Here is a 22,796-nt window from a genome sequence, read left to right on the forward strand (position 1 = left end):
TGTCGGAAAATCCAAGGCATCTGGCTGATGGTTACCCTGTTTTTGTCAGCTTATCTTTACGACTTTTCTGCGCGGTGTTGAAAAACATTGGCGCTACGAGAGCTTTCATGCGTATCAAAGTGCATTGCCAGAACCGCATCGGCATCCTGCGCGACATCCTCAACTTGCTGGTGGAGTACGGCATCAACGTGCTGCGCGGTGAGGTGGGCGGTGACCATGGCAACGCCATCTACCTGCATTGCCCGAACCTGATCAACCTGCAGTTCCAGGCCTTGCGGCCGAAGTTCGAGGCCATAGCCGGGGTGTTCGGCGTCAAGCGCGTGGGCCTGATGCCCAGTGAGCGCCGACACATGGAGCTGAATGCACTGCTGGGGGCGCTGGACTTCCCGGTGCTGTCGATCGACATGGGCGGCAGCATCGTTGCCGCCAACCGCGCCGCCGCTCAGTTGCTGGGCGTGCGGGTGGACGAGGTGCCCGGCATGCCGCTGGCACGCTATGTCGAAGACTTTGACCTGCCGGAGCTGGTGCGGGCCAACAAGTCGCGCATCAATGGCCTGCGCATCAAGGTCAAGGGGGATGTGTTCCTGGCCGATATCGCGCCATTGCAGTCTGAACATGACGAGAGCGAAGCGCTGGCCGGTGCCGTGCTGACCTTGCACCGCGCCGACCGCATCGGCGAGCGCATCTATAACGTGCGCAAGCAGGAACTGCGTGGCTTCGACAGCATCTTCCAGAGTTCGCGGGTGATGGCCGCTGTAGTGCGCGAAGCACGGCGCATGGCGCCGCTGGATGCGCCGTTATTGATCGAGGGTGAGACCGGCACCGGCAAGGAGCTGCTGGCGCGTGCCTGCCACTTGGCCAGCCCGCGCGGACAGTCGCCGCTGATGGCGCTGAACTGCGCCGGGTTGCCCGAATCGATGGCCGAGACTGAACTGTTCGGCTATGGCCCCGGGGCCTTCGAAGGCGCGCGCGCCGAGGGCAAGCTCGGGCTATTGGAGCTGACGGCGGGTGGCACGCTGTTCCTTGACGGGGTAGGGGAGATGAGCCCACGCCTGCAGGTGAAGCTGCTGCGCTTCTTGCAGGACGGCTGCTTCCGCCGGGTTGGCAGTGATGAAGAGGTGTACCTGGATGTGCGGGTTATTTGTGCGACCCAGGTGGATTTGTCCGAGCTGTGTGCCCGGGGCGAGTTCCGCCAGGACCTGTATCACCGCCTCAACGTATTGTCGTTGCACATTCCGCCTTTGCGCGAATGCATGGATGGCCTGGAAGGGCTGGTGCAGCATTTTCTCGACCAGGCCAGCCGACAGATCGGTTGCGCCATGCCACGGTTGGCGCCGGCGGTGATGGACAAACTTGGGCAGTATCATTGGCCGGGTAATGTAAGGCAGTTGGAAAACGTCTTGTTCCAGGCGGTTTCGTTATGCGAAGGCGGCGTGGTTAAAAGCGAGCATATTCGTTTGCCGGATTATGGCGTGCGCCAGCCGCTGGGTGAATTTTCGCTGGATGGGGATCTTTCGCAGATTGTCGGGCGCTTTGAAAAGGCGGTGCTGGAAAGTTTGATGGGGGAGTTTTCCAGCAGTCGGGCGCTGGGGAAAAGATTGGGGGTTTCGCATACCACGATTGCCAACAAGTTAAGGGAGTATTCGTTGGGCAAGTCGGCAGATTAAGAGGTTTTGAGTTAATAGCCTGTTAATTCAGTGGTGACTTCTTCGCGGGTAAACCCGCTCCTACATTTACCGCGCGCTCGTAAAGCTGGCGCAGTACCTGTAGGAGCGGGTTTACCCGCGAATGGGGCCCGCAGGGCCCCCAATTCACAAGGCATCAGCCGTTAGAGCAGCCGTTCCCCATCACGCGGTATTCGAGAATGTGCTTCTGGCCCTGGGAGTCCTCGTAGGTCATGCGGGCTGGCACGACTTCGCACACATTGGGCACTTCGCTCATGGAGATGACGCGGGCAATGTCCAGGTGCTGCGAGTAACTGTACTGTTCAACCGGAATCTGCTCGGCATCTTTGGCTTCGTCGGCCATCGCCGCGCCGCAAAGACTGCCAAGTACCAATACCAGTAAAGCTTTCATTTTCTATTTACCTGTCTAAGGTCGTGAGGGGGCACGCGGCGCTTATGGCGCCGCGAGTACAACAAGTTTTAACTATCGGGATTAGAGGGAGATTAACGCTTGCCTTCGTGGGGGCTGTTACCAGTTGTTAATCGCCTTGCCGTTGCTGGCGAGGTGAATTTTATGGCTGTGACCAACGCTGAAACAGTGGGTCTTTTGATAAAGTGTTTTGACAGAATCTGTAACAATCACCTGTTAAACCCGTGTTTTCCCTTCCTGTGCGGGCTGTAAGGCGCATGCCAGAGGCCTCTGCCGGAACGGGCGTACCAAATTACTACCAACGTCGAATGGCTTTTGTCGCTCTGGTACAGTTACAAACGGTTCCATACAAAAACAACTATTACACCGAGGTAACACAGATGAGTGCGGCTCCACTGTATCCCGTTCGTCCCGAGGTTGCGGCCACTACCCTGACCGACGAGGCCACCTACAAGGCCATGTACCAGCAATCGGTGATCAACCCGGACGGCTTCTGGCGCGAGCAGGCCCAGCGTATCGACTGGATCAAGCCGTTCACCAAGGTCAAGCAGACCTCCTTCGACGACCACCACGTCGATATCAAATGGTTCGCCGACGGCACTCTGAACGTTTCCTCCAACTGCCTGGACCGCCACCTTGAAGAGCGCGGTGACCAGCTGGCCATTATCTGGGAAGGCGACGACCCTTCCGAGCACCGCAATATCACCTACCGTGAACTGCACGAGCAGGTCTGCAAGTTTGCCAACGCCCTGCGCGGCCAGGACGTGCACCGCGGTGACGTGGTCACCATCTACATGCCGATGATTCCCGAAGCCGTGGTCGCCATGCTGGCCTGTGCCCGTATCGGCGCAATCCACTCGGTAGTGTTCGGCGGTTTCTCGCCCGAGGCGCTGGCCGGCCGTATCATCGACTGCAAGTCCAAGGTGGTGATCACGGCCGACGAGGGCCTGCGTGGTGGCCGTCGTACTCCGCTCAAGGCCAACGTCGACCTGGCGCTGACCAACCCGGAAACCAACAGCGTGCAGAAGATCATCGTGTGCAAGCGCACCGGTGGCGACATTGCCTGGCACCAGCACCGCGACATCTGGTACGAAGACCTGATGAAAGTGGCGTCCAGCCACTGCGCACCGAAGGAAATGGGTGCCGAGGAAGCGCTGTTCATCCTGTATACTTCCGGCTCCACCGGCAAGCCGAAGGGCGTGTTGCACACCACCGGCGGTTACCTGGTGTATGCCGCGCTGACCCATGAGCGCGTGTTCGACTATCGCCCGGGCGAGGTTTACTGGTGCACCGCCGACGTGGGCTGGGTCACTGGCCACAGCTACATCGTCTACGGCCCGCTGGCCAACGGTGCCACCACCTTGCTGTTCGAGGGTGTGCCGAACTACCCGGACATCACCCGTGTGTCGAAGATCGTCGACAAGCACAAGGTCAACATCCTCTACACCGCGCCAACCGCCATCCGCGCCATGATGGCCGAAGGGCAGGCCGCCGTTGAGGGGGCCGATGGCTCCAGCCTGCGCCTGCTGGGCTCGGTGGGTGAGCCGATCAACCCCGAAGCCTGGAACTGGTACTACAAGACTGTAGGCAAGGAGCGTTGCCCGATCGTCGATACCTGGTGGCAGACCGAGACTGGCGGCATCCTGATCAGCCCGCTGCCGGGCGCTACCGGCCTCAAACCGGGTTCGGCGACCCGCCCGTTCTTCGGCGTGGTGCCGGCGCTGGTGGACAACCTGGGCAACCTGATCGACGGTGCTGCCGAAGGCAACCTGGTGATCCTCGACTCCTGGCCGGGCCAGTCGCGTTCGCTGTACGGCGATCATGACCGCTTCGTCGATACCTACTTCAAGACCTTCCGTGGCATGTACTTCACCGGTGACGGTGCGCGTCGTGACGAGGATGGCTACTACTGGATCACAGGGCGCGTGGATGACGTGCTCAACGTATCGGGCCACCGCATGGGTACTGCCGAGATCGAGAGCGCCATGGTTGCGCATTCGAAGGTGGCCGAGGCTGCTGTGGTCGGTGTGCCGCACGACATCAAGGGGCAGGGCATCTATGTGTACGTCACCCTTAATGCAGGTGTCGAGGCCAACGAACAGCTGCGCCTGGAACTGAAGAACTGGGTGCGCAAGGAAATCGGCCCGATCGCCTCGCCGGATGTGATCCAGTGGGCGCCGGGCCTGCCGAAGACCCGTTCGGGCAAGATCATGCGGCGCATCCTGCGCAAGATCGCCACCGGTGAGTACGACGCGCTGGGCGACATCTCGACCCTGGCCGACCCGGGCGTGGTGCAGCACTTGATCGATACCCACAAGGCGATGAGCCTGGCTTCGGCCTGATAGCAGGGCGCGCATTCCGAAAGCTTGCGCGATCCCCTGTAGGAGCGGCCTTGTGTCGCGATGGGGCGCGAAGCGGCCCCAGGATTTCAGCTTCGCAGCCTGAATTGCCGGGGCCGCTTCGCGCCCCATCGCGACACAAGGCCGCTCCTACAGGGGGCGTGTGCAGCCATTAGAAACCCCGCCCGGGCAACCGGCGGGGTTTTTGCTTTACTGTTACCCGACAATCATCGGTAACCGTTCTGTCACCGCTCCCGCACACTATCGGGGCGCCAAGAAACAAAACTGGCTCGTTTCGGTGCATTTCTGCCGCCATTTTGAGCAACGCAGCACGCTACACTTGCCGTCGCACAAGGCTTTGCCAATAATAGGCCCAGGAATTGCTAGGTCTATAGGTTCTATTTCTTGCGCCCTTGCATATTTTGCAATGGCTGTCAACATCGCCCGCGGCGGTTTCAAGCGCTTCTGTAAGTAGTTGTCGCTTTGAAGAAATATCGACTACCGGGCTGTCGTTAAAATGCCACTCACTCGCTCGAGGTATGCGGCCTTGGTCGAACCCTGCGCGGCTCGCGTTGTACTCATTCGCATATCGGGCAGCCGTTACCTGCCTTGTATTGCCCCGTACCGATGGAGTTACCTGATGAAGAAGCTCGCACTGCTTGGCGCCCTGGCGCTGTCCGTGTTTTCCCTGGTATCGCAGGCCGATGAAAAACCGCTGAAAATCGGCATCGAGGCCGCTTACCCACCCTTCGCCTTCAAGCAACCCGACGGCAGCATCGCCGGCTTCGACTACGACATCGGCAACGCCCTGTGCGAAGAGATGAAAGCCAAGTGCACCTGGGTGGAGCAAGAATTCGACGGCCTGATCCCGGCGCTTAAAGTGCGCAAGATCGACGCCATCCTGTCGTCCATGTCGATCACCGACGACCGCAAGAAGTCGGTCGACTTCACCAAGCGCTACTACCTGACCCCGGCGCGCCTGGTGATGAAGGACGGCACCACCGTCAGCGACAGCCTGGATGAACTCAAGGGCAAGAAGATCGGCGTGCAGCGTGGCTCGATCCACGACCGCTTCGCCAAGGAAGTGCTGGGCGCCAAAGGTGCCACCGTCGTGCCTTACGGCACCCAGAACGAAATCTACCTGGACGTGGCAGCCGGTCGCCTCGATGGCACCGTGGCTGACGCTACCCTGCTGGAAGACGGCTTCCTGAAAACCGACGCCGGCAAGGGCTTTGCCTTCGTAGGCCCGGCCTTCACCGACGCCAAGTACTTCGGTGACGGCATCGGCATCGCCGTGCGCAAGGGTGACAAGGCCAACGTTGACCGCATCAACGCGGCCATCGACGCCATCCGTGCCAACGGCAAATACAAAGAAATCGAGAAGAAGTACTTCAACTTCGACATCTACGGTCCAGACTCGAACTAAGACGTCGGGTTTCACCTGTGCAATGGTGCAAACAGCAGAGGCTCTGAGGTTTGCACCATTTTTCATTCTTTAGGTCGAGGACCTCATCATGTTGAAAGGCTACGGGGCAGTCATCCTCGACGGGGCGTGGCTGACGCTACAGCTCGCCCTGTCGTCGATGGCCCTGGCCATCGTACTCGGCCTGATCGGTGTGGCGCTGCGCTTGTCGCCGGTGCGCTGGCTTGCCTGGCTGGGTGACCTGTATTCCACGGTGATCCGTGGCATTCCGGACCTGGTCCTGATCCTGCTGATCTTCTACGGCGGGCAAGACATCATCAACCGGGTGGCGCCGCTGCTCGGCTACGACGACTACATCGACCTGAACCCGCTGATCGCCGGTATCGGCACGCTGGGCTTCATCTTTGGCGCCTACCTGTCGGAAACCTTCCGCGGCGCCTTCCTGGGCATTCCCAAGGGGCAGGCCGAGGCCGGCATGGCCTATGGCATGAGCCCGCGCCAGGTGTTCTTCCGCATCCAGGTGCCGCAAATGATTCGCCTGGCGATCCCTGGCTTTACCAACAACTGGCTGGTACTGACCAAGGCCACCGCGCTGATCTCGGTCGTGGGCCTGCAGGACATGATGTTCAAGGCCAAGCAGGCGGCCGACGCCACCCGCGAGCCTTTCACCTTCTTCCTGGCGGTGGCGGCGTTGTACCTGGTGCTGACCAGTGTCTCGCTGCTGGCCCTGAAGTATCTGGAACGCCGCTACTCGGTAGGCGTCAAGGTGGCTGAACTATGATCTTCGACTACAACGTCATCTGGGAGGCGCTGCCGATGTACTTCGGCGGCCTGCTGACCACCCTCAAGCTGCTGGCGATTTCGCTGTTCTTCGGCTTGCTCGGGGCCATTCCGCTGGGTTTGATGCGGGTGTCCAAGCAGCCGGCGGTCAACCTCGTGGCTTGGCTGTACACCTACGTGATCCGCGGCACGCCGATGCTGGTGCAGCTGTTTTTGATCTACTACGGCCTGGCCCAGTTCGAAGCGGTGCGCGAGAGTATCTTCTGGCCGCTGCTGTCCAGCGCCACCTTCTGCGCGTGCCTGGCGTTCGGTATCAACACCAGTGCCTACACCGCCGAGATCATCGCCGGCAGCCTCAAGGCCACGCCCCATGGCGAGATCGAAGCGGCCAAGGCCATGGGCATGTCGCGTATGAAGATGTACCGCCGCATCCTGCTGCCGTCGGCCCTGCGCCGGGCGCTGCCGCAGTACAGCAACGAAGTGATCATGATGCTGCAGACCACCAGCCTGGCGTCGATCGTCACCCTGATCGACATCACCGGTGCCGCGCGCACGGTCAATGCCCAGTACTACCTGCCTTTCGAGGCCTATATCACGGCGGGCGTATTCTACCTGTGCCTGACCTTCATCCTGGTGCGCCTGTTCAAGATGGCCGAACGCCGCTGGCTCGGCTACCTGGCGCCGCGCAAGCACTGACCGCTTTGTGAGAATCGACAGCATGTACAAACTCGAAGTCCAAGACCTGCACAAGCGCTACGGCAGCCATGAGGTACTCAAGGGCGTGTCGCTGGCGGCCAAGGCCGGCGACGTCATCAGCATCATCGGCTCCAGCGGTTCAGGCAAGTCGACCTTCCTGCGCTGCATCAACCTGCTGGAGCAGCCGCACGCCGGCAAGATCCTGCTCAACAACGAAGAGCTGAAGCTGGTCGCCGGCAAGGACGGCGCGCTGAAGGCTGCCGACCCGCGCCAGCTGCAACGCATGCGCTCGCGCCTGTCGATGGTGTTCCAGCACTTCAATCTGTGGTCGCACATGACCGCGCTGGAAAACATCATCGAAGCGCCGGTGCACGTGCTGGGCGTGAACAAGAAAGAAGCCCTGGAAAAGGCCGAGCACTACCTGGCCAAGGTCGGCGTCGCCCACCGCAAGGACGCCTTCCCGGGGCACATGTCCGGCGGTGAGCAACAACGTGTGGCAATTGCCCGCGCCCTGGCCATGGAGCCGGAGGTTATGCTGTTCGACGAGCCGACCTCGGCACTCGACCCGGAGCTGGTCGGCGATGTGCTGAAAGTGATGCAGGCGCTGGCCCAGGAAGGCCGGACCATGGTGGTGGTCACCCACGAAATGGGCTTTGCCCGCGAGGTGTCCAACCAGTTGGTGTTCCTGCATAAAGGGCTGGTGGAAGAAACCGGCTGCCCGCGTGAAGTGCTGGCCAACCCGCAGTCGGAGCGCCTGAAGCAGTTCCTCTCCGGTAGCCTGAAGTAAAAGCTGCTTTTTTGCACCAGAATAGGGCATGCTGCGCGGCGAGCGCAGCCTGACCCGGCGCACAGACTCGATCGACCTCAGGTTTCGGACCCGTACCCTATGACCACCCAGCGAATCGGTTTTCTCATCTGGCCCAGCACCAGGGCTTTGACCCTGGCGCTGGCCGAGGAAGTGTTGCAGGTGGCGCAGCGGGTGCATCCGGAGGTGGTCTACGAGCTGGCATTCCTGCAGGCCGAGCCTGCGTCGGAAGGTGCCTGGCGCTTGCCGGGCGAGCCGTGGAACGGTCGGCTGGAAGGTTGCCACAAGCTGTTCCTGCTGGCTGACGAGCCGCCTGTGGCGGTAGGGGCGGCCTTATCCACGGCACTCAAGCAGCTGGCGCGCAGTGGCTGCATGATCGGTGGCCTGTCTGCCGGGGTGTATCCGTTGGCCATGCTGGGCCTGCTCGAGGGTTACCGGGCGGCGGTGCACTGGCGCTGGCAGGATGATTTTGCCGAACGCTTCCCCAAGGTCATCGCAACCAGTCACCTGTTCGACTGGGACCGCGACCGTCTGACCGCCTGTGGCGGCATGGCCGTGACCGACCTGCTGCTGGCGGTGTTGGCCCGTGACCATGGTGCGGAGCTGGCCGGGGCGGTCTCGGAAGAGCTGGTGGTCGAGCGCATCCGTGAGGGTGGTGAGCGCCAGCGCATTCCGCTGCAGAACCGCCTGGGCTCCAGCCACCCCAAGCTGACCCAGGCGGTGTTGCTGATGGAAGCCAACATCGAAGAGCCGCTGACCACCGACGAAATTGCCCAGCACGTGTGCGTGTCGCGCCGGCAGCTGGAGCGCATCTTCAAGCAGTACCTGAACCGCGTGCCCAGCCAGTATTACCTGGAGCTGCGGTTGAACAAGGCGCGGCAGATGCTGATGCAGACCAGCAAGTCGATCATCCAGATCGGGCTGTCTTGTGGGTTCTCGTCGGGGCCGCATTTTTCCAGTGCGTACCGCAATTTCTTTGGTGCCACGCCGCGGGAAGACCGTAACCAGCGGCGTAGTAGCAGCCCGTTCGAGTTGAGTTCGGCGCCGGCTGAAAAGGGCTGACATTTGTTTCTCCTGCATCGGCCCTTTCGCGGCTAAAGCCGCTCCCACAGGAGCCGCACAAGCTTCAAGCTCTGCACAGATCCTGTGGGAGCGGCTTTAGCCGCGAAAGGGCCGGCACAGGCAGCCACCTTTCTTAATGTGAACACCCGTTCACCCAGCCCCCTCTCTCCCGTACACTGCGCGATTGCGACAGTGTTTGTCGCATTGCCGAAAGCCTTGTCAAAACTGGGTTTTGCGCTGTAACAAGTTGTCGCTTGGCCGCAAGGACAGGCGCGGATCAGTCCTTACAATCCCCCCATCGCTCGCCACTTCCAGGCCAGCGTTTCTCTTCAGGAGACTCATCAGATGTCCGTTGAGCAAGCCCCGGTGCAACGTGCCGATTTCGACCAGGTCATGGTCCCCAACTATTCTCCGGCGGCCTTCATTCCTGTGCGAGGCGAGGGCTCCCGCGTCTGGGACCAGTCGGGTCGCGAGCTGATCGACTTTGCCGGCGGCATCGCGGTCAACGCCCTGGGCCACTGCCACCCGGCACTGGTCAAGGCCCTGACCGAGCAGGCCAACACCCTCTGGCACGTCTCCAACGTGTTCACCAACGAACCGGCCCTGCGCCTGGCACACAAACTGGTGGACGCCACCTTTGCCGACCGTGCGTTCTTCTGCAACTCCGGGGCCGAGTCCAACGAGGCTGCCTTCAAGCTGGCCCGTCGAGTTGCCCATGACCGCTTCGGCCCGGAAAAGCACGAAATCATCGCCACCGTGAACAGCTTCCACGGTCGTACCCTGTTTACCGTCAGCGTCGGCGGCCAGCCGAAGTACTCCGATGGCTTCGGCCCGAAGATCACCGGTATCAGCCACGTGCCGTACAACGACCTGGAAGCGTTGAAAGCACAGATCTCCGACAAGACCTGCGCCGTGGTGATCGAACCGATCCAGGGCGAGAGCGGCGTGGTGCCGGCCGACAAGGCCTACCTGGAAGGCGCACGCAAGCTGTGTGACGAGCACAACGCCCTGCTGATCTTCGACGAAGTGCAGACCGGCGTGGGCCGTACCGGCTCGCTGTATGCCTACCAGCACTACGGCGTGACCCCGGACATCCTGACCAGCGCCAAGAGCCTGGGCGGTGGTTTCCCGATCGGTGCCATGCTGACCACTACCGAGCTGGCCAAGCACCTGGCCGTCGGCACCCACGGCACCACCTACGGCGGCAACCCGTTGGGCTGCGCCGTCGCTTGCGCGGTGCTGGATGTGATCAATACCCCGGAAACCCTGGCCGGCATCAAGGCCAAGCATGCGCGCTTCAAAACCCGCCTGGAGCAGATCGGCCAGAAATACAACCTGTTCAGCCAGGTGCGTGGCGTTGGCCTGCTGCTGGGCTGCGTGCTGACCGAGGCCTGGCAAGGCAAGGCCAAGGACGTGCTCAACGCCGCCGAGAAGGAAGGCGTGATGGTGCTTCAGGCCGGCCCGGACGTGGTCCGCTTTGCGCCAAGCCTGGTGGTTGAAGACGCCGATATCGATGCAGGCCTGGACCGCTTCGAGCGCGCCGTGGCCACCCTGACCCAAGGCTGATCCGCCTGCGGTCCCTTCGCCGGCCCCAGCCAAGGCTGTACCAGGCCGGCGATACCCGATTCCACAGCAGGTGCACATGCGCCTGCCGTTTTTCCGTGCCGCCATGAGCGGCCCGTATTCCAAAGGAGTGACACCATGCTGGTGATGCGCCCCGCGCAAATGGCTGATCTGAACGAAGTGCAGCGCATGGCTGCAGACAGCCCCATTGGTGTCACCTCGCTGCCGGACGACACGGCTCGCCTGGGCGACAAGATTGCCGCCTCCGAGACTTCCTTCGCCGCCGAGGTCAGCTTCAACGGTGAAGAAAGCTACTTCTTCGTGCTCGAAGACAGCGAAACCGGCAAGCTCGCCGGCTGCTCGGCCATCGTCGCTTCGGCGGGTTACTCCGAGCCGTTCTACAGCTTTCGTAACGAAACCTTCGTGCACGCCTCGCGCGAGCTGAAGATCCACAACAAGATCCACGTGCTGTCGCTGTGTCACGACCTGACCGGCAACAGCCTGCTGACCAGCTTCTATGTATTGCCGGAGCTGGTGAACAGTGGCTGGGCCGAGCTCAACTCGCGCGGCCGCCTGCTGTTCATGGCCGCGCACCCGGAGCGCTTCGCCGACTCGGTGGTAACCGAAATCGTCGGCTACAGCGACGAACAGGGCGAATCACCGTTCTGGGATGCCATCGGCCGCAACTTCTTCGACCTCAACTATGCCGATGCCGAGCGCCTGTGCGGCCTGAAAAGCCGTACCTTCCTCGCCGAACTGATGCCGCACTACCCGATCTACGTGCCACTGCTGCCTGACCTGGCGCAGGAAGCCATGGGCCAGGTGCACCCACGGGCGCAGATCACCTTCGACATCCTCATGCGCGAAGGTTTCGAGACCGAGCACTACATCGACATCTTCGACGGCGGCCCGACCCTGCATGCGCGCACCTCGGGCATCCGCTCGATCGCCCAGAGCCGGGTAGTGCCGGTAAAGATCGAAGAGGCGCCGGCCAAAGGCGGGCGCCCGTACCTGGTGTGCAACGGCCAGTTGCAAGACTACCGCGCGGTACTGCTGGACCTAGACTGGGTGCCTGGCAAGCCGGTCAGCCTGAGCGTGGCAGCAGCCGACGCGCTGGGCGTGGGCGAGGGTGCCAGCGTGCGCCTGGTGGCGGTCTGAGGTCTGGCAACAGACGTTTCGGGATTGATGCGTTAGCAGAGTTTCGCGCCGGCCGATGCCGCCGCACAAGGAGATAGCATGATCGTTCGTCCTGTACGCAGCAGCGATTTGCCTGCGTTGATCGAATTGGCACGCAGCACCGGCACCACCGGGCTGACCACGCTGCCGGCCAACGAAGAACGCCTGGGGCATCGCGTTGGCTGGGCGGAAAAAAGCTTCCGTGGCGAAGCCGAGCGTGGTGACACCGACTACCTGTTCGTGCTGGAAAACGACGAAGGCATGGTGGTGGGCATCAGCGCCATCGCCGGTGCCGTCGGCCTGCGCGAGCCCTGGTACAACTACCGGGTGGGGCTGACCGTCAGTGCTTCGCAGGAGCTGAAGATCTACCGCGAAATCCCCACGCTGTTCCTGGCCAACGACCTGACCGGCAACTCCGAGCTGTGCTCGCTGTTCCTGCGCAGCGACTACCGCTCGGGCCTCAACGGCCGCCTGCTGTCGCGGGCGCGCATGCTGTTCATCGCCGAGTTCCCCGAGCTGTTCGGCAAGAAAATCATCGCCGAAATGCGGGGTATGTCTGACGAGCAGGGCCGTTCGCCGTTCTGGGAAAGCCTGGGCCGGCACTTCTTCAAGATGGAGTTCAGCCAGGCTGATTACCTTACTGGCGTAGGCAACAAGTCGTTCATCGCCGAGTTGATGCCCAAGTTCCCGCTGTACACTTGCTTCCTGTCCGAGGCTGCGCGCAACGTGATTGGCCGCGTGCACAAAGACACCGAGCCGGCGCTGGCCATGCTCAAGCAGGAAGGCTTCAACTACCAGGGCTACGTCGACATCTTCGACGCAGGCCCGGCCATTGAATGCGACACCGCCAAGATCCGCGCCGTGCGCGAAAGCCAGACCCTGGTGCTGGCGATCGGTACACCGGGCGATGACGCCACCCCTTACATCATCCACAACCGCAAGCGCGACGACTGCCGTATCACCGCGGCACCTGCGCGGCTGGCCGCCGGCACTCTGGTGGTCGACCCGCTGACCGCCAAGCGCCTGCGCATGGGGGCTGGCGACAACGTGCGCGCCGTGCCGCTGTCGGCTAGCCGGGAGGCCCAGTAAATGACCACGCATTACATTGCAGGCAATTGGCAGGCTGGCCAGGGCGAAGCCCTGCAGTCGCTGAACCCGGTGACCCAGGCCTTGATCTGGCAAGGGCAGGGTGCCGACGCCAGCCAGGTTGACGCTGCCGTAAAAGCAGCCCGCCAGGCGTTCCCGGCCTGGGCGCAACTCAGTCTGGAAGCGCGCATCGATGTGCTGGAAAAATTTGCTGCGCAGTTGAAAGCGCATGCCGAGGCCATGGCCCAGTGTATTGGTGAGGAAACCGGCAAGCCGCTGTGGGAGTCGGCGACCGAGGTCACCAGCATGATCAACAAGGTGGCGATTTCGGTTCAAAGCTACCGCGAGCGTACCGGTGAAAAGAGCGGCCCGCTGGCCGATGCCACGGCCGTGCTGCGGCACAAGCCGCATGGCGTGGTGGCGGTGTTCGGCCCCTACAACTTCCCTGGCCACTTGCCTAACGGCCATATTGTGCCGGCGCTGCTGGCGGGCAATTGCGTGGTGTTCAAGCCCAGCGAGCTGACACCCAAGGTGGCCGAGCTGACCGTCAACTGCTGGATTGCCGCCGGCCTGCCGGCGGGGGTGCTGAACCTGGTGCAGGGCGCGCGCGAAACCGGCGTGGCGCTGGCGGCCAACCCGGGTATCGATGGCCTGTTCTTCACCGGGTCCAGCCGCACCGGCAACCTGTTGCACCAGCAGTTCGCTGGTCGCCCGGACAAGATCCTGGCCCTGGAAATGGGCGGCAACAACCCGCTGGTGGTAGACGAGGTCAAGGACATCGACGCAGCGGTGTACACCATTATTCAGTCGGCCTTCATTTCTGCGGGCCAGCGCTGCACCTGCGCACGGCGCCTGCTGGTACCGCAAGGTGCCTGGGGCGATGCGCTGATCGAGCGCCTGGTCGAGGTGTGCAAAACCATCACGGTAGGGGCGTTCGATGAACAGCCGGCGCCGTTCATGGGCTCGGTGATTTCGCTGCAGGCGGCGCGGGCGCTGATCGCGGCCCAGGCCGAACTGGTCGCCAACGGTGGCGTGAAGCTGCTGGAAATGACCCAGCCGCAGGCCGATGCCGCGTTGCTCACCCCGGGTATAGTCGATGTCACCGCGGTGGCTGGGCGCCCGGATGAGGAGTTCTTCGGGCCGCTGCTGCAGGTGATCCGCTACGCCGACTTCGATGCTGCCATCGATGAAGCCAACAACACCCAGTACGGCCTGGCTGCCGGCTTGTTGTCCGACTCGCGCGCCCGCTACCAGTACTTCTGGCTGCGCAGCCGCGCCGGCATCGTCAACTGGAACAAGCAGCTGACCGGTGCCGCCAGCAGTGCGCCGTTCGGCGGTGTGGGGGCCAGTGGCAACCACCGCGCCAGTGCCTATTACGCGGCCGACTACTGCGCTTACCCCGTGGCTTCGCTGGAAACCGCCAGCCTTGCCTTGCCGGCGACCCTGACGCCGGGCGTCACCCTATAACAACAGGTCACGGAGCCTAGCCGATGAAATCCTATGAAGTGAATTTTGATGGCCTGGTGGGGCCAACCCACAATTACGGCGGCCTGTCCTACGGCAACGTGGCTTCGCAAAGCAATAGCCAGCAAGGGTCCAACCCGCGCGAAGCCGCGCGCCAGGGCCTGGCGAAGATGAAGGCGCTGGCAGACATGGGCTTCAAGCAGGGCGTGCTGGCGCCGCAGGAGCGCCCGGACGTGGCTGCGCTGCGCAGCCTGGGTTTCAGCGGCAGTGATGCCGAAGTGATCCAGCGCGCCGCCAAGGAGGCCATGCCGCTGCTGGTAGCCAGTTGCTCGGCGTCGAGCATGTGGGTGGCCAACGCCGCCACGGTCAGCCCCAGTGCCGACACCGCCGATGGTCGCGTGCACTTCACCGCCGCCAACCTCAACTGCAAGTACCACCGCAGCATCGAGCACCCGACCACCAGCCGCGTGCTGGGGGCCATGTTCAACAATGAGAAACACTTTGCCCACCACGCGGCGCTGCCGGCCGTGGCACAGTTCGGCGATGAGGGCGCGGCCAACCATACGCGCTTCTGCCGTGGCTATGGCGAGGCGGGCGTGGAGTTTTTCGTCTATGGCCGTAGCGCTTTCGACAGCCGTTACCCGGCGCCGCAGAAATACCCGGCCCGGCAAACCCTGGAGGCCTCGCAGGCCGTGGCCCGGCTGCACGGGCTGAGTGATGACGGTGTGGTCTACGCTCAACAGAACCCGGCAGTGATTGACCAGGGTGTGTTCCACAATGACGTGATTGCGGTGGGTAACGGCGAAGTGCTGTTCTACCACGAGGACGCGTTCCTCGACACCGACACAGTGCTTGGCCAGCTGCGAGCTAAACTGGCCAGCAAGGGTGGCAGTTTCCAGGCCATCTGCGTACCTCGGGCAGCGGTGGCGGTGGACGACGCAGTACGTTCCTACCTGTTCAACAGCCAGCTGCTCAGCCGCGATGACGGCTCCATGCTGCTGGTGGTGCCGGAAGAGTGCCGCAACAACGAGCGGGTCTGGGCTTACCTGGGCCAGCTGACCAGCCAGGGTGGGCCGGTGAAGGAGGTCAAGGTATTCGACCTCAAGCAGAGCATGCAGAACGGCGGAGGCCCGGCTTGCCTGCGTTTGCGCGTGGCTTTGAAGGAAACGGAACTAGCGGCGGTCAACCAAGGCGTTATCATGACCGCCCCGCTGTACGACACCTTGCTGCAATGGGTCGACAAGCACTACCGCGACCGCCTCGTCGAGGCGGACCTGGCCGACCCGCAGCTGCTGGTTGAGTGCCGTACGGCACTGGACGAATTGACCCAGATCCTGAAGTTGGGCTCGGTGTACCCGTTCCAACGCCAACCTTGAAGAGAGAATTGTAATGACCGACGCCCTGCGCCTGATCCTTGAAGATGAAGACGGCACCCAGCTGGAAACCTCCTGCACCCGTTTCGCCGTGGTGTGGCAAGGCAAGGAAGTGTGGATTCAACAGGACGGCCGTGGCCAGTTGCTGATCGGTGTGGATGTCGAAGAAGGCGACGCCGAATACGCCAACCTGCTGCTGCGTCCGATGGCCACCAACCTGGTCAGCCTGCAGCTGGAAATGGAGCCCGCAGAGCTTGGTGAAGACGACGATCACGTCCATGGCCCCGACTGCGGCCACACACACTAAGGAAGCCCCTATGCTTGCCCTTGGCAAATTGCTTGAGCTGACCCTCACCGATCACGAACCGGCCGAGAAGACCCAAGTGACACCCAAGGGCGCGCGTTTGCGCTGGCTGGGGGAGGGCGCGCTTGAGGTGCGCCCTGCTGAAAGCGAGGACTGTGGGCTGGACCTGCTGTTGTCCGCTGGCATCCACGGCAACGAAACAGCCCCCATCGAATTGCTCGAACGGCTGCTGCACGGCGTGGCCAACGGCAAGATCAAGCCGAAGGCGCGGGTGCTGTTCCTGTTTGGTAACCCGGCGGCCATCCGCAAGGGCGAGCGCTTCATCGAGCAGGATATCAACCGCCTGTTCAACGGTCGGCACGAGCTTTCCAGCGGCTTCGAGGCCTTGCGTGCCGCCGAGCTGGAACAGTTCGCCCGGGTGTTCTTCAGCAAGCCGGGGCGCAGCCGCCTGCACTACGACCTGCATACTGCCATCCGCGGTTCCAAGATCGAGCAATTTGCGCTGTACCCTTACAAAGAAGGACGCAAGCATTCCCGTCGCGAGCTGGCGCGGCTGGCGGCAGCGGGCATGGAGGCGGTGTTGCTGCAGAGCAAGTCGTCGATCACCTTCAGTGCCTTTACCTACGAACAACTGGAAGCCGAAGCCTTCACCCTGGAGCTGGGCAAGGCCCGCCCGTTCGGCCAGAACGAGCAGGTCAACCTGGACAAGCTCGAAGAACGGTTGATCCGTATCATCGAGCACACCGAGCCAGAAGACGAAGGCTCGCTGGATGGTCTGCAGCTGTTCAGTGTTTCCCGCGAAATCATCAAGCACAGTGACAGCTTCCACCTGCACTTGCCGGCGGATATCGAAAACTTCTCCGAACTGAGCAAGGGTTACCTGCTGGCTGAAGACCTGGCCGAGATGCGCTGGGTTGTGGAAGAGGAGGGTGCGCGCATCATTTTCCCCAACCCCAAGGTCAAGAATGGCCTTAGGGCGGGGATACTGATCGTGCCGGATTCGGGCCGGCTTCTGGGCTGAAGAGGTTATTGAGGGCTTGGGTTATGGCAGGCTACGTGGCTCCAGTTGCAGTGCCTGACGTAAGCCGTTTTCTGTAAAGGCGGGCGGGTTGGTGTTGTCGATCGGAAAATTATCGAACTTGAAGCGGCGATTGGTTGCTAGCCCGATACTTTGCAGCAGCAGGTTATCCACCGCATAGTTGCCCTTATCGCCTTTAATCTGCGTCTGCCCAGGAAACACAGTTCCCGACATCGAGTTCCAGCCTTGGCACAGGCAGCGGTACAGGTCCAGTAGTGGCAGTTGCGCTGCTGTCGACCATGCCGGGTTGTACACCAACTCGCCACCACTGAATCCCCAACCACTCAAATCTTCATTGCGGATAAAGTGGCCGTCATCTTCATCCTCCTCGTTGGTGCTGGCTGTGTAGGAGGTAAATTGATGCCTGGCGCCTTCGGTGATGGTGATCGGGGTGCCGGTGCGTGCGACTTCCTTGTCCAGGGCTGCCAGCAGAAGCTGGCCGCAAGGCAGCTTGCGCAATAGTTCCAGGGCATCTTCTGTTGCCTGCTGAAAGTCGTCGTTGCCACGTACCTGTACACCAAGATTGCCTAGCGCCTGATATTCATGCGGCACAGGGGCCAGCAATTGCTCGTCGTTGTCGGCGTTGCGATAAAGGCTGACTTTGGAAAACTCCTGGCCAAGCAAGCGATGCCCGTTGACATTGACGAAGGCTTGGCCCTTGTCGACAAGTACCGGGCCGATACCTGCGTCAATGCGCTGCGTGCCCATGTGAACGTCAACGTGGACAATGCCTGCACCGGTCTGGATGTGGTTATCGCTCCCCAGCATGTCGATCACCAGGGTTTTGACCACGGTTGGCGCGATGGTGATGTGGTTGTTGCCGTCGGTAGCACGAATGGCAATGGCTTGTGCGCTGTGGGGCGCGACCATGAATGTGGCGTTGTTGATGGTGACTTCCAGCAGGCAGTCGCGCGCGGCAATATGCACACGATTGGCGGGTTGCGGGGTGTTGTCCCGTCTGCGGGGCGGCAGGTTGAACACCAGCAGTTCGCTGGTTTGTGCCAGGCGCCTGTAGCGCCGCCCCAAGGGGAATGTGCTTTCCAAGGTGATGCGCACATTCTCGTCGGCCTGGATGTACTTGACCTCGTTTTGCTGCTGTGGGTACAGCTCGTTGTTGTTGAACGCGGTTTGTGCATAACCGGGCTTGCGTGCATCGATATAGTAGATCGGGCTGGGATTGGGGAGAGTGCCCACGTCCGGCAGGGGGTGTGGGTCTGAATGGAGTTTGGACAGGTCTGGCTCGCTCATGATGTGCTCCTGCATCGAAGATGAGGCTGCAGCATGCTGAACAGGTGCTTTTTCAGGTGGTGCTTATCTATCGTCATTACAGTTGGCCGAGCGTCATTGACGGCCTTGGTCTGCCGATGAACGGCTTTTCATTCACAGATTGCCGTTCTGGTGTACAAACACACTGTAACTCCCGTTCAGGCTGGCTATAATGGCGCCCTTTGCCGTCGTTTCGTCGATTCGACGTATTAGCCCAAACGGCCGCCGTTTCCGTGGAAGAACCTATGAAAAGCGCAGAAATCCGTGAAGCCTTCCTTCGCTTCTTCGAAGAGCAGGGCCATACCCGAGTTGCCTCCAGTTCGCTGATCCCGAACAACGACCCGACCCTGCTGTTCACCAACGCAGGCATGAACCAGTTCAAGGACTGCTTCCTCGGTGCAGAGAAGCGTGCCTACACCCGTGCGGTCAGCAGCCAGAAGTGCGTGCGCGCCGGCGGTAAGCACAACGACCTGGAAAACGTCGGTTACACCGCGCGCCACCACACCTTCTTTGAAATGCTGGGCAACTTCAGCTTCGGCGACTATTTCAAGCGCGACGCCATCACCTTCGCCTGGACCTTCCTGACTTCCGACAAGTGGCTGAACCTGCCCAAGGAAAAGCTCTGGGTCACCGTTTACGCCACTGACGACGAAGCCTACGACATCTGGACCAAGGAAGTCGGCGTGCCGGCCGAGCGCATGGTGCGCATCGGCGACAACAAGGGCGCCCCGTACGCCTCCGACAACTTCTGGACCATGGGCGATACCGGCCCGTGCGGCCCGTGCACCGAGATCTTCTACGACCACGGCGCAGACATCTGGGGCGGCCCACCCGGCTCGCCAGAAGAAGACGGCGACCGCTACATCGAGATCTGGAACAACGTCTTCATGCAGTTCAACCGCACCGCCGACGGCGTGCTGCACCCGCTGCCAGCGCCCTCGGTAGACACCGGCATGGGCCTGGAGCGTGTCAGCGCCGTGCTGCAGCACGTGCACTCGAACTACGAGATCGACCTGTTCCAGAACCTGCTGGCTGCCGCGGCCAAGGCCATCGGCTGCAGCAATGACGGCCAGGCTTCGCTGAAAGTGGTTGCCGACCACATCCGTTCGTGCGGCTTCCTGATTGCCGACGGCGTGCTGCCGTCCAACGAAGGCCGTGGCTACGTACTGCGCCGCATCATTCGCCGCGCTTGCCGCCACGGCAACAAGCTGGGTGCCAAGGGCAGCTTCTTCTACCAGATCGTGGCCGCCCTGGTCGCCGAGATGGGCGAAGCCTTCCCGGAGCTGAACAGCCAGCAAGCGCACATCGAGCGCGTGCTCAAGGCCGAAGAAGAGCAGTTTGCCAAGACCCTGGAGCAGGGGCTGCGCATCCTCGAGCAAGACCTGGCGCAGCTGCAAGGCAACGTGGTACCGGGCGACGTGGTGTTCAAGCTGTATGACACCTACGGCTTCCCGATGGACCTGACTGCCGACATCGCCCGTGAGCGCGAACTGACCATCGACGAAGCCGGCTTCGAACGTGAAATGGACGCCCAGCGTGAGCGTGCCCGTTCGGCCAGCGCCTTCGGCATGGACTACAACAGCCTGGTCAAGGTCGACAGCGCCACCGAGTTCCTCGGCTACGACACCACCGAAGGCCAAGGCAAGATCATCGCCCTGTACAAGGACGGCCAGGCCGTCGACCAGCTGGGTGAAGGCGAGCAGGGCGTGGTCGTGCTCGACCGCACGCCGTTCTACGCCGAGTCCGGTGGCCAGGTCGGTGACAGCGGCTTCCTGCAGGCTGGCGCGGCACGCTTTGACGTGCGCGACACCACCAAGACCGGCGGTGCCTTCCTGCACCATGGCGTGGTCGCCAGCGGCGCGCTGCTGATCGGCTCGCCGGTCGAGGCCAAGGTCGATGCCGAGGTGCAGCACGCCACCTCGCTGAACCACTCGGCCACCCACCTGCTGCACGAAGCGCTGCGCCAGGTACTGGGTGAGCACGTGCAGCAGAAGGGCTCGCTGGTCGACAGCCAGCGCCTGCGTTTCGACTTCAGCCACTTCGAAGCGGTGAAGCCGGAGCAGATCAAGCAGCTGGAAGACATCGTCAACCGCGAAGTACGCAAGAACACCGCCGTTGAAACCGAGCTGACCGACATCGAAACCGCCAAGGCCAAAGGCGCCATGGCGCTGTTCGGCGAGAAATACGGCGACACCGTGCGCGTGCTGAGCATGGGCGGCGATTTCTCGGTGGAGCTGTGCGGCGGTATCCACGCCAAGCGCACCGGTGACATCAGCCTGTTCAAGATCATCAGCGAAGGCGGCGTGGCTTCTGGCGTGCGCCGTATCGAAGCAGTGACCGGCGCCGCTGCGCTGGCCTACCTGAACGCTGCCGAAGAGCAGGTCAAGGAAGCCGCGCAACTGGTCAAGGGTAACCGCGACAACCTGATCGACAAGCTGTCGGCTGTGCTCGAGCGCAACCGCCAGCTGGAGAAGCAGCTGGAACAGCTGCAGGCCAAGGCCGCCAGCGCCGCCGGGGACGATCTCTCCAACGCGGCCGTTGAGGTCAAAGGTGCCAAGGTCCTCGCCGCCCGCCTGGATGGGCAGGATGGCAAGGCCCTGCTGGCCCTGGTCGATCAGCTGAAGAACAAGCTCGGCCACGCAGTGATCCTGCTGGGCAGCGAGCATGAGGGCAAGGTCGTGCTGGTGGCCGGCGTGACCAAGGACCTCTCCAGCCAACTCAAGGCTGGCGATCTGATGAAACAAGCCGCTGCGGCGGTGGGTGGCAAGGGCGGTGGCCGTCCGGACATGGCCCAGGGTGGTGGCGTCGACGTCGCCGCACTGGACCAGGCCCTGGCGCTGGCCGTGCCATTCGCAGAGCAGGGACTTTGAGATGAAGGGGCGAGTGGTCTAGTCGCTCGCCCCTTCATGTTGGATTGTTTTTTGGGGCCCTGTATGGGCTGAGGCACCATTGAAATGGCGTTGATCGTACAGAAATTTGGCGGCACCTCTGTCGGTTCCATCGAGCGGATCGAGCAGGTAGCCGAAAAGGTCAAGAAACACCGTGAGGCGGGCGACGACCTGGTGGTAGTGCTGTCGGCCATGAGCGGTGAAACCAATCGCCTGATCGACCTGGCCAAGCAGATCACCGATCAGCCGGTTCCGCGTGAGCTGGACGTGATCGTGTCGACCGGTGAGCAGGTCACCATTGCCTTGCTGACCATGGCCTTGATCAAGCGCGGTGTGCCAGCGGTGTCCTACACCGGCAACCAGGTGCGCATTCTCACCGACAGCTCGCACAACAAGGCGCGCATCCTGCAAATCGACGACCAGAAGATTCGTGCCGACCTGAAGGAAGGCCGTGTGGTGGTGGTTGCAGGTTTCCAGGGCGTCGACGAGCACGGCAGCATCACCACCCTGGGCCGCGGTGGCTCCGACACCACCGGCGTGGCCCTGGCGGCGGCGCTGAAGGCTGACGAGTGCCAGATCTACACCGACGTCGATGGCGTCTACACCACCGACCCGCGCGTCGTGCCACAGGCCCGTCGCCTGGAGAAGATCACCTTCGAAGAGATGCTGGAAATGGCCAGCCTCGGTTCCAAGGTGCTGCAGATCCGCTCGGTGGAGTTCGCCGGCAAGTACAACGTTCCGCTGCGCGTGCTGCACAGCTTCAAGGAGGGTCCGGGTACCCTCATTACCATTGATGAAGAGGAATCCATGGAACAGCCGATCATTTCCGGTATCGCCTTCAACCGTGATGAAGCCAAGCTGACCATTCGCGGCGTGCCGGACACCCCGGGCGTGGCCTTCAAGATCCTCGGCCCGATCAGCGCTTCGAACATCGAAGTGGACATGATCGTGCAGAACGTTGCCCACGATAACACCACCGACTTCACCTTCACCGTACACCGCAACGAGTACGAGAAGGCGCAAAGCGTGCTGGAAAACACCGCCCGCGAAATCGGTGCCCGTGAAGTGATCGGCGACACCAAGATCGCCAAGGTCTCGATCGTTGGTGTCGGCATGCGTTCGCACGCCGGTGTGGCCAGCCGCATGTTCGAAGCCCTGGCCAAGGAGAGCATCAACATCCAGATGATCTCTACCTCCGAGATCAAGGTTTCGGTCGTGATCGAAGAGAAGTACCTGGAGCTGGCCGTACGCGCGCTGCACACCGCGTTCGAGCTCGACGCCCCTGCCCGACAGGGCGAGTAAGGCGTTGCCTGGAAGGGGGGGGGGGGGGGGGGCCCCCCCCCCCGGGGGGGGGGCCCCCCCCCCCCCCCCCCCCCCCCCGCGGAAACCAAGCCGTTCC

The 22,796-nt window shown here is 62.1% G+C and carries 18 protein-coding genes; 16 read left to right on the forward strand and 2 right to left on the reverse strand.

Going from position 1 to position 22,796, the window contains the following annotated elements:
* Nucleotides 1-107 precede the first annotated feature (107 nt).
* Complete coding sequence (locus tag IAE39_RS17715) at nucleotides 108-1,667, forward strand: sigma-54-dependent transcriptional regulator (protein WP_201204896.1); 1,560 nt, start codon at nucleotides 108-110, stop codon at nucleotides 1,665-1,667.
* A 154-nt stretch (nucleotides 1,668-1,821) separates the two neighbouring features.
* On the opposite strand, the gene IAE39_RS17720 is transcribed toward IAE39_RS17715, so the two are convergent.
* Nucleotides 1,822-2,076 carry a DUF2790 domain-containing protein gene (locus IAE39_RS17720; RefSeq protein ID WP_201204898.1) on the reverse strand — a complete coding sequence of 85 codons (255 nt, stop codon included), beginning with the start codon at nucleotides 2,074-2,076 and terminating at the stop codon, nucleotides 1,822-1,824.
* A gap of 398 nt (nucleotides 2,077-2,474) precedes the next feature.
* Between IAE39_RS17720 and acs the strand changes: the two genes are divergently transcribed.
* The 13 genes from acs to astE all read left to right on the forward strand — a co-directional run bounded on the left by acs (nucleotide 2,475) and on the right by astE (nucleotide 17,186).
* A complete protein-coding gene (acs, locus tag IAE39_RS17725) occupies nucleotides 2,475-4,436 on the forward strand; it encodes an acetate--CoA ligase (RefSeq protein ID WP_201204900.1) in 1,962 nt (653 codons plus the stop codon).
* A gap of 637 nt (nucleotides 4,437-5,073) precedes the next feature.
* Nucleotides 5,074-5,859, forward strand: coding sequence for an ABC transporter substrate-binding protein (locus tag IAE39_RS17730; RefSeq protein WP_012273569.1), 786 nt, complete (start codon nucleotides 5,074-5,076; stop codon nucleotides 5,857-5,859).
* Between the two features lie 88 nt (nucleotides 5,860-5,947).
* On the forward strand, nucleotides 5,948-6,637 hold the full coding sequence (locus IAE39_RS17735) for an ABC transporter permease (RefSeq protein ID WP_201204902.1): 690 nt from the start codon (nucleotides 5,948-5,950) through the stop codon (nucleotides 6,635-6,637).
* Entirely contained in the window at nucleotides 6,634-7,332 is a 699-nt protein-coding gene (locus IAE39_RS17740) for an ABC transporter permease (RefSeq protein WP_201204904.1), read from the forward strand. Before IAE39_RS17735 ends, IAE39_RS17740 begins: the two co-directional genes overlap by 4 nt.
* A 22-nt stretch (nucleotides 7,333-7,354) precedes the next feature.
* On the forward strand, nucleotides 7,355-8,119 hold the full coding sequence (locus tag IAE39_RS17745; protein ID WP_016711851.1) for an ABC transporter ATP-binding protein: 765 nt from the start codon (nucleotides 7,355-7,357) through the stop codon (nucleotides 8,117-8,119).
* Between the two features lie 99 nt (nucleotides 8,120-8,218).
* Nucleotides 8,219-9,199: a transcriptional regulator ArgR gene (gene argR / locus IAE39_RS17750; protein WP_201204906.1), complete on the forward strand. Its 981-nt coding sequence runs from the start codon at nucleotides 8,219-8,221 to the stop codon at nucleotides 9,197-9,199.
* 345 nt (nucleotides 9,200-9,544) lie between these two features.
* Nucleotides 9,545-10,765 (forward strand): aspartate aminotransferase family protein, encoded by a 1,221-nt coding sequence (locus IAE39_RS17755; protein WP_201204908.1) that lies wholly within the window; start codon nucleotides 9,545-9,547, stop codon nucleotides 10,763-10,765.
* A 135-nt stretch (nucleotides 10,766-10,900) separates the two neighbouring features.
* Entirely contained in the window at nucleotides 10,901-11,920 is a 1,020-nt protein-coding gene (aruF, locus tag IAE39_RS17760; protein WP_201204910.1) for an arginine/ornithine succinyltransferase subunit alpha, read from the forward strand.
* A 78-nt stretch (nucleotides 11,921-11,998) separates the two neighbouring features.
* Nucleotides 11,999-13,027 (forward strand): arginine N-succinyltransferase, encoded by a 1,029-nt coding sequence (astA, locus tag IAE39_RS17765; RefSeq protein WP_201204912.1) that lies wholly within the window; start codon nucleotides 11,999-12,001, stop codon nucleotides 13,025-13,027.
* Nucleotides 13,028-14,491, forward strand: a complete 1,464-nt coding sequence (gene astD, locus IAE39_RS17770) for a succinylglutamate-semialdehyde dehydrogenase (RefSeq protein WP_201204914.1) — start codon at nucleotides 13,028-13,030, stop codon at nucleotides 14,489-14,491.
* A gap of 23 nt (nucleotides 14,492-14,514) precedes the next feature.
* Nucleotides 14,515-15,864: an N-succinylarginine dihydrolase gene (astB, locus tag IAE39_RS17775; protein WP_201204916.1), complete on the forward strand. Its 1,350-nt coding sequence runs from the start codon at nucleotides 14,515-14,517 to the stop codon at nucleotides 15,862-15,864.
* 13 nt (nucleotides 15,865-15,877) lie between these two features.
* The gene (locus IAE39_RS17780) at nucleotides 15,878-16,168 is read left to right on the forward strand and encodes a hypothetical protein (protein ID WP_009681477.1); all 291 of its coding nucleotides are present in this window, start codon (nucleotides 15,878-15,880) and stop codon (nucleotides 16,166-16,168) included.
* Between the two features lie 10 nt (nucleotides 16,169-16,178).
* The gene (astE, locus tag IAE39_RS17785; RefSeq protein WP_201204918.1) at nucleotides 16,179-17,186 is read left to right on the forward strand and encodes a succinylglutamate desuccinylase; all 1,008 of its coding nucleotides are present in this window, start codon (nucleotides 16,179-16,181) and stop codon (nucleotides 17,184-17,186) included.
* Between the two features lie 21 nt (nucleotides 17,187-17,207).
* Here the strand turns inward: astE and IAE39_RS17790 are convergent, their stop codons facing one another.
* Entirely contained in the window at nucleotides 17,208-18,491 is a 1,284-nt protein-coding gene (locus tag IAE39_RS17790) for a M91 family zinc metallopeptidase (RefSeq protein ID WP_201204920.1), read from the reverse strand.
* Nucleotides 18,492-18,754: 263 nt separating this feature from the next.
* Here IAE39_RS17790 and alaS point away from each other — a divergent pair, with 263 nt between their 5' ends.
* Complete coding sequence (gene alaS / locus IAE39_RS17795; RefSeq protein ID WP_201204922.1) at nucleotides 18,755-21,379, forward strand: alanine--tRNA ligase; 2,625 nt, start codon at nucleotides 18,755-18,757, stop codon at nucleotides 21,377-21,379.
* 84 nt (nucleotides 21,380-21,463) lie between these two features.
* A complete protein-coding gene (locus IAE39_RS17800; protein WP_201204924.1) occupies nucleotides 21,464-22,699 on the forward strand; it encodes an aspartate kinase in 1,236 nt (411 codons plus the stop codon).
* Nucleotides 22,700-22,796 lie beyond the last annotated feature (97 nt).

The organism is Pseudomonas sp. S37 (assembly GCF_016658545.1).
Classification (GTDB): Bacteria; Pseudomonadota; Gammaproteobacteria; order Pseudomonadales; family Pseudomonadaceae; genus Aquipseudomonas.

What these genes read in the sequence shown, in the direction of transcription:
- IAE39_RS17715 (WP_201204896.1), top strand. Translation starts at nt 108, where the DNA reads ATGCGTATCAAAGTGCATTGCCAGAACCGCATCGGCATCCTGCGCGAC.
- IAE39_RS17720 (WP_201204898.1), bottom strand. Translation starts at nt 2,076, where the DNA reads ATGAAAGCTTTACTGGTATTGGTACTTGGCAGTCTTTGCGGCGCGGCG.
- acs (WP_201204900.1), top strand. Translation starts at nt 2,475, where the DNA reads ATGAGTGCGGCTCCACTGTATCCCGTTCGTCCCGAGGTTGCGGCCACT.
- IAE39_RS17730 (WP_012273569.1), top strand. Translation starts at nt 5,074, where the DNA reads ATGAAGAAGCTCGCACTGCTTGGCGCCCTGGCGCTGTCCGTGTTTTCC.
- IAE39_RS17735 (WP_201204902.1), top strand. Translation starts at nt 5,948, where the DNA reads ATGTTGAAAGGCTACGGGGCAGTCATCCTCGACGGGGCGTGGCTGACG.
- IAE39_RS17740 (WP_201204904.1), top strand. Translation starts at nt 6,634, where the DNA reads ATGATCTTCGACTACAACGTCATCTGGGAGGCGCTGCCGATGTACTTC.
- IAE39_RS17745 (WP_016711851.1), top strand. Translation starts at nt 7,355, where the DNA reads ATGTACAAACTCGAAGTCCAAGACCTGCACAAGCGCTACGGCAGCCAT.
- argR (WP_201204906.1), top strand. Translation starts at nt 8,219, where the DNA reads ATGACCACCCAGCGAATCGGTTTTCTCATCTGGCCCAGCACCAGGGCT.
- IAE39_RS17755 (WP_201204908.1), top strand. Translation starts at nt 9,545, where the DNA reads ATGTCCGTTGAGCAAGCCCCGGTGCAACGTGCCGATTTCGACCAGGTC.
- aruF (WP_201204910.1), top strand. Translation starts at nt 10,901, where the DNA reads ATGCTGGTGATGCGCCCCGCGCAAATGGCTGATCTGAACGAAGTGCAG.
- astA (WP_201204912.1), top strand. Translation starts at nt 11,999, where the DNA reads ATGATCGTTCGTCCTGTACGCAGCAGCGATTTGCCTGCGTTGATCGAA.
- astD (WP_201204914.1), top strand. Translation starts at nt 13,028, where the DNA reads ATGACCACGCATTACATTGCAGGCAATTGGCAGGCTGGCCAGGGCGAA.
- astB (WP_201204916.1), top strand. Translation starts at nt 14,515, where the DNA reads ATGAAATCCTATGAAGTGAATTTTGATGGCCTGGTGGGGCCAACCCAC.
- IAE39_RS17780 (WP_009681477.1), top strand. Translation starts at nt 15,878, where the DNA reads ATGACCGACGCCCTGCGCCTGATCCTTGAAGATGAAGACGGCACCCAG.
- astE (WP_201204918.1), top strand. Translation starts at nt 16,179, where the DNA reads ATGCTTGCCCTTGGCAAATTGCTTGAGCTGACCCTCACCGATCACGAA.
- IAE39_RS17790 (WP_201204920.1), bottom strand. Translation starts at nt 18,491, where the DNA reads ATGAGCGAGCCAGACCTGTCCAAACTCCATTCAGACCCACACCCCCTG.
- alaS (WP_201204922.1), top strand. Translation starts at nt 18,755, where the DNA reads ATGAAAAGCGCAGAAATCCGTGAAGCCTTCCTTCGCTTCTTCGAAGAG.
- IAE39_RS17800 (WP_201204924.1), top strand. Translation starts at nt 21,464, where the DNA reads ATGGCGTTGATCGTACAGAAATTTGGCGGCACCTCTGTCGGTTCCATC.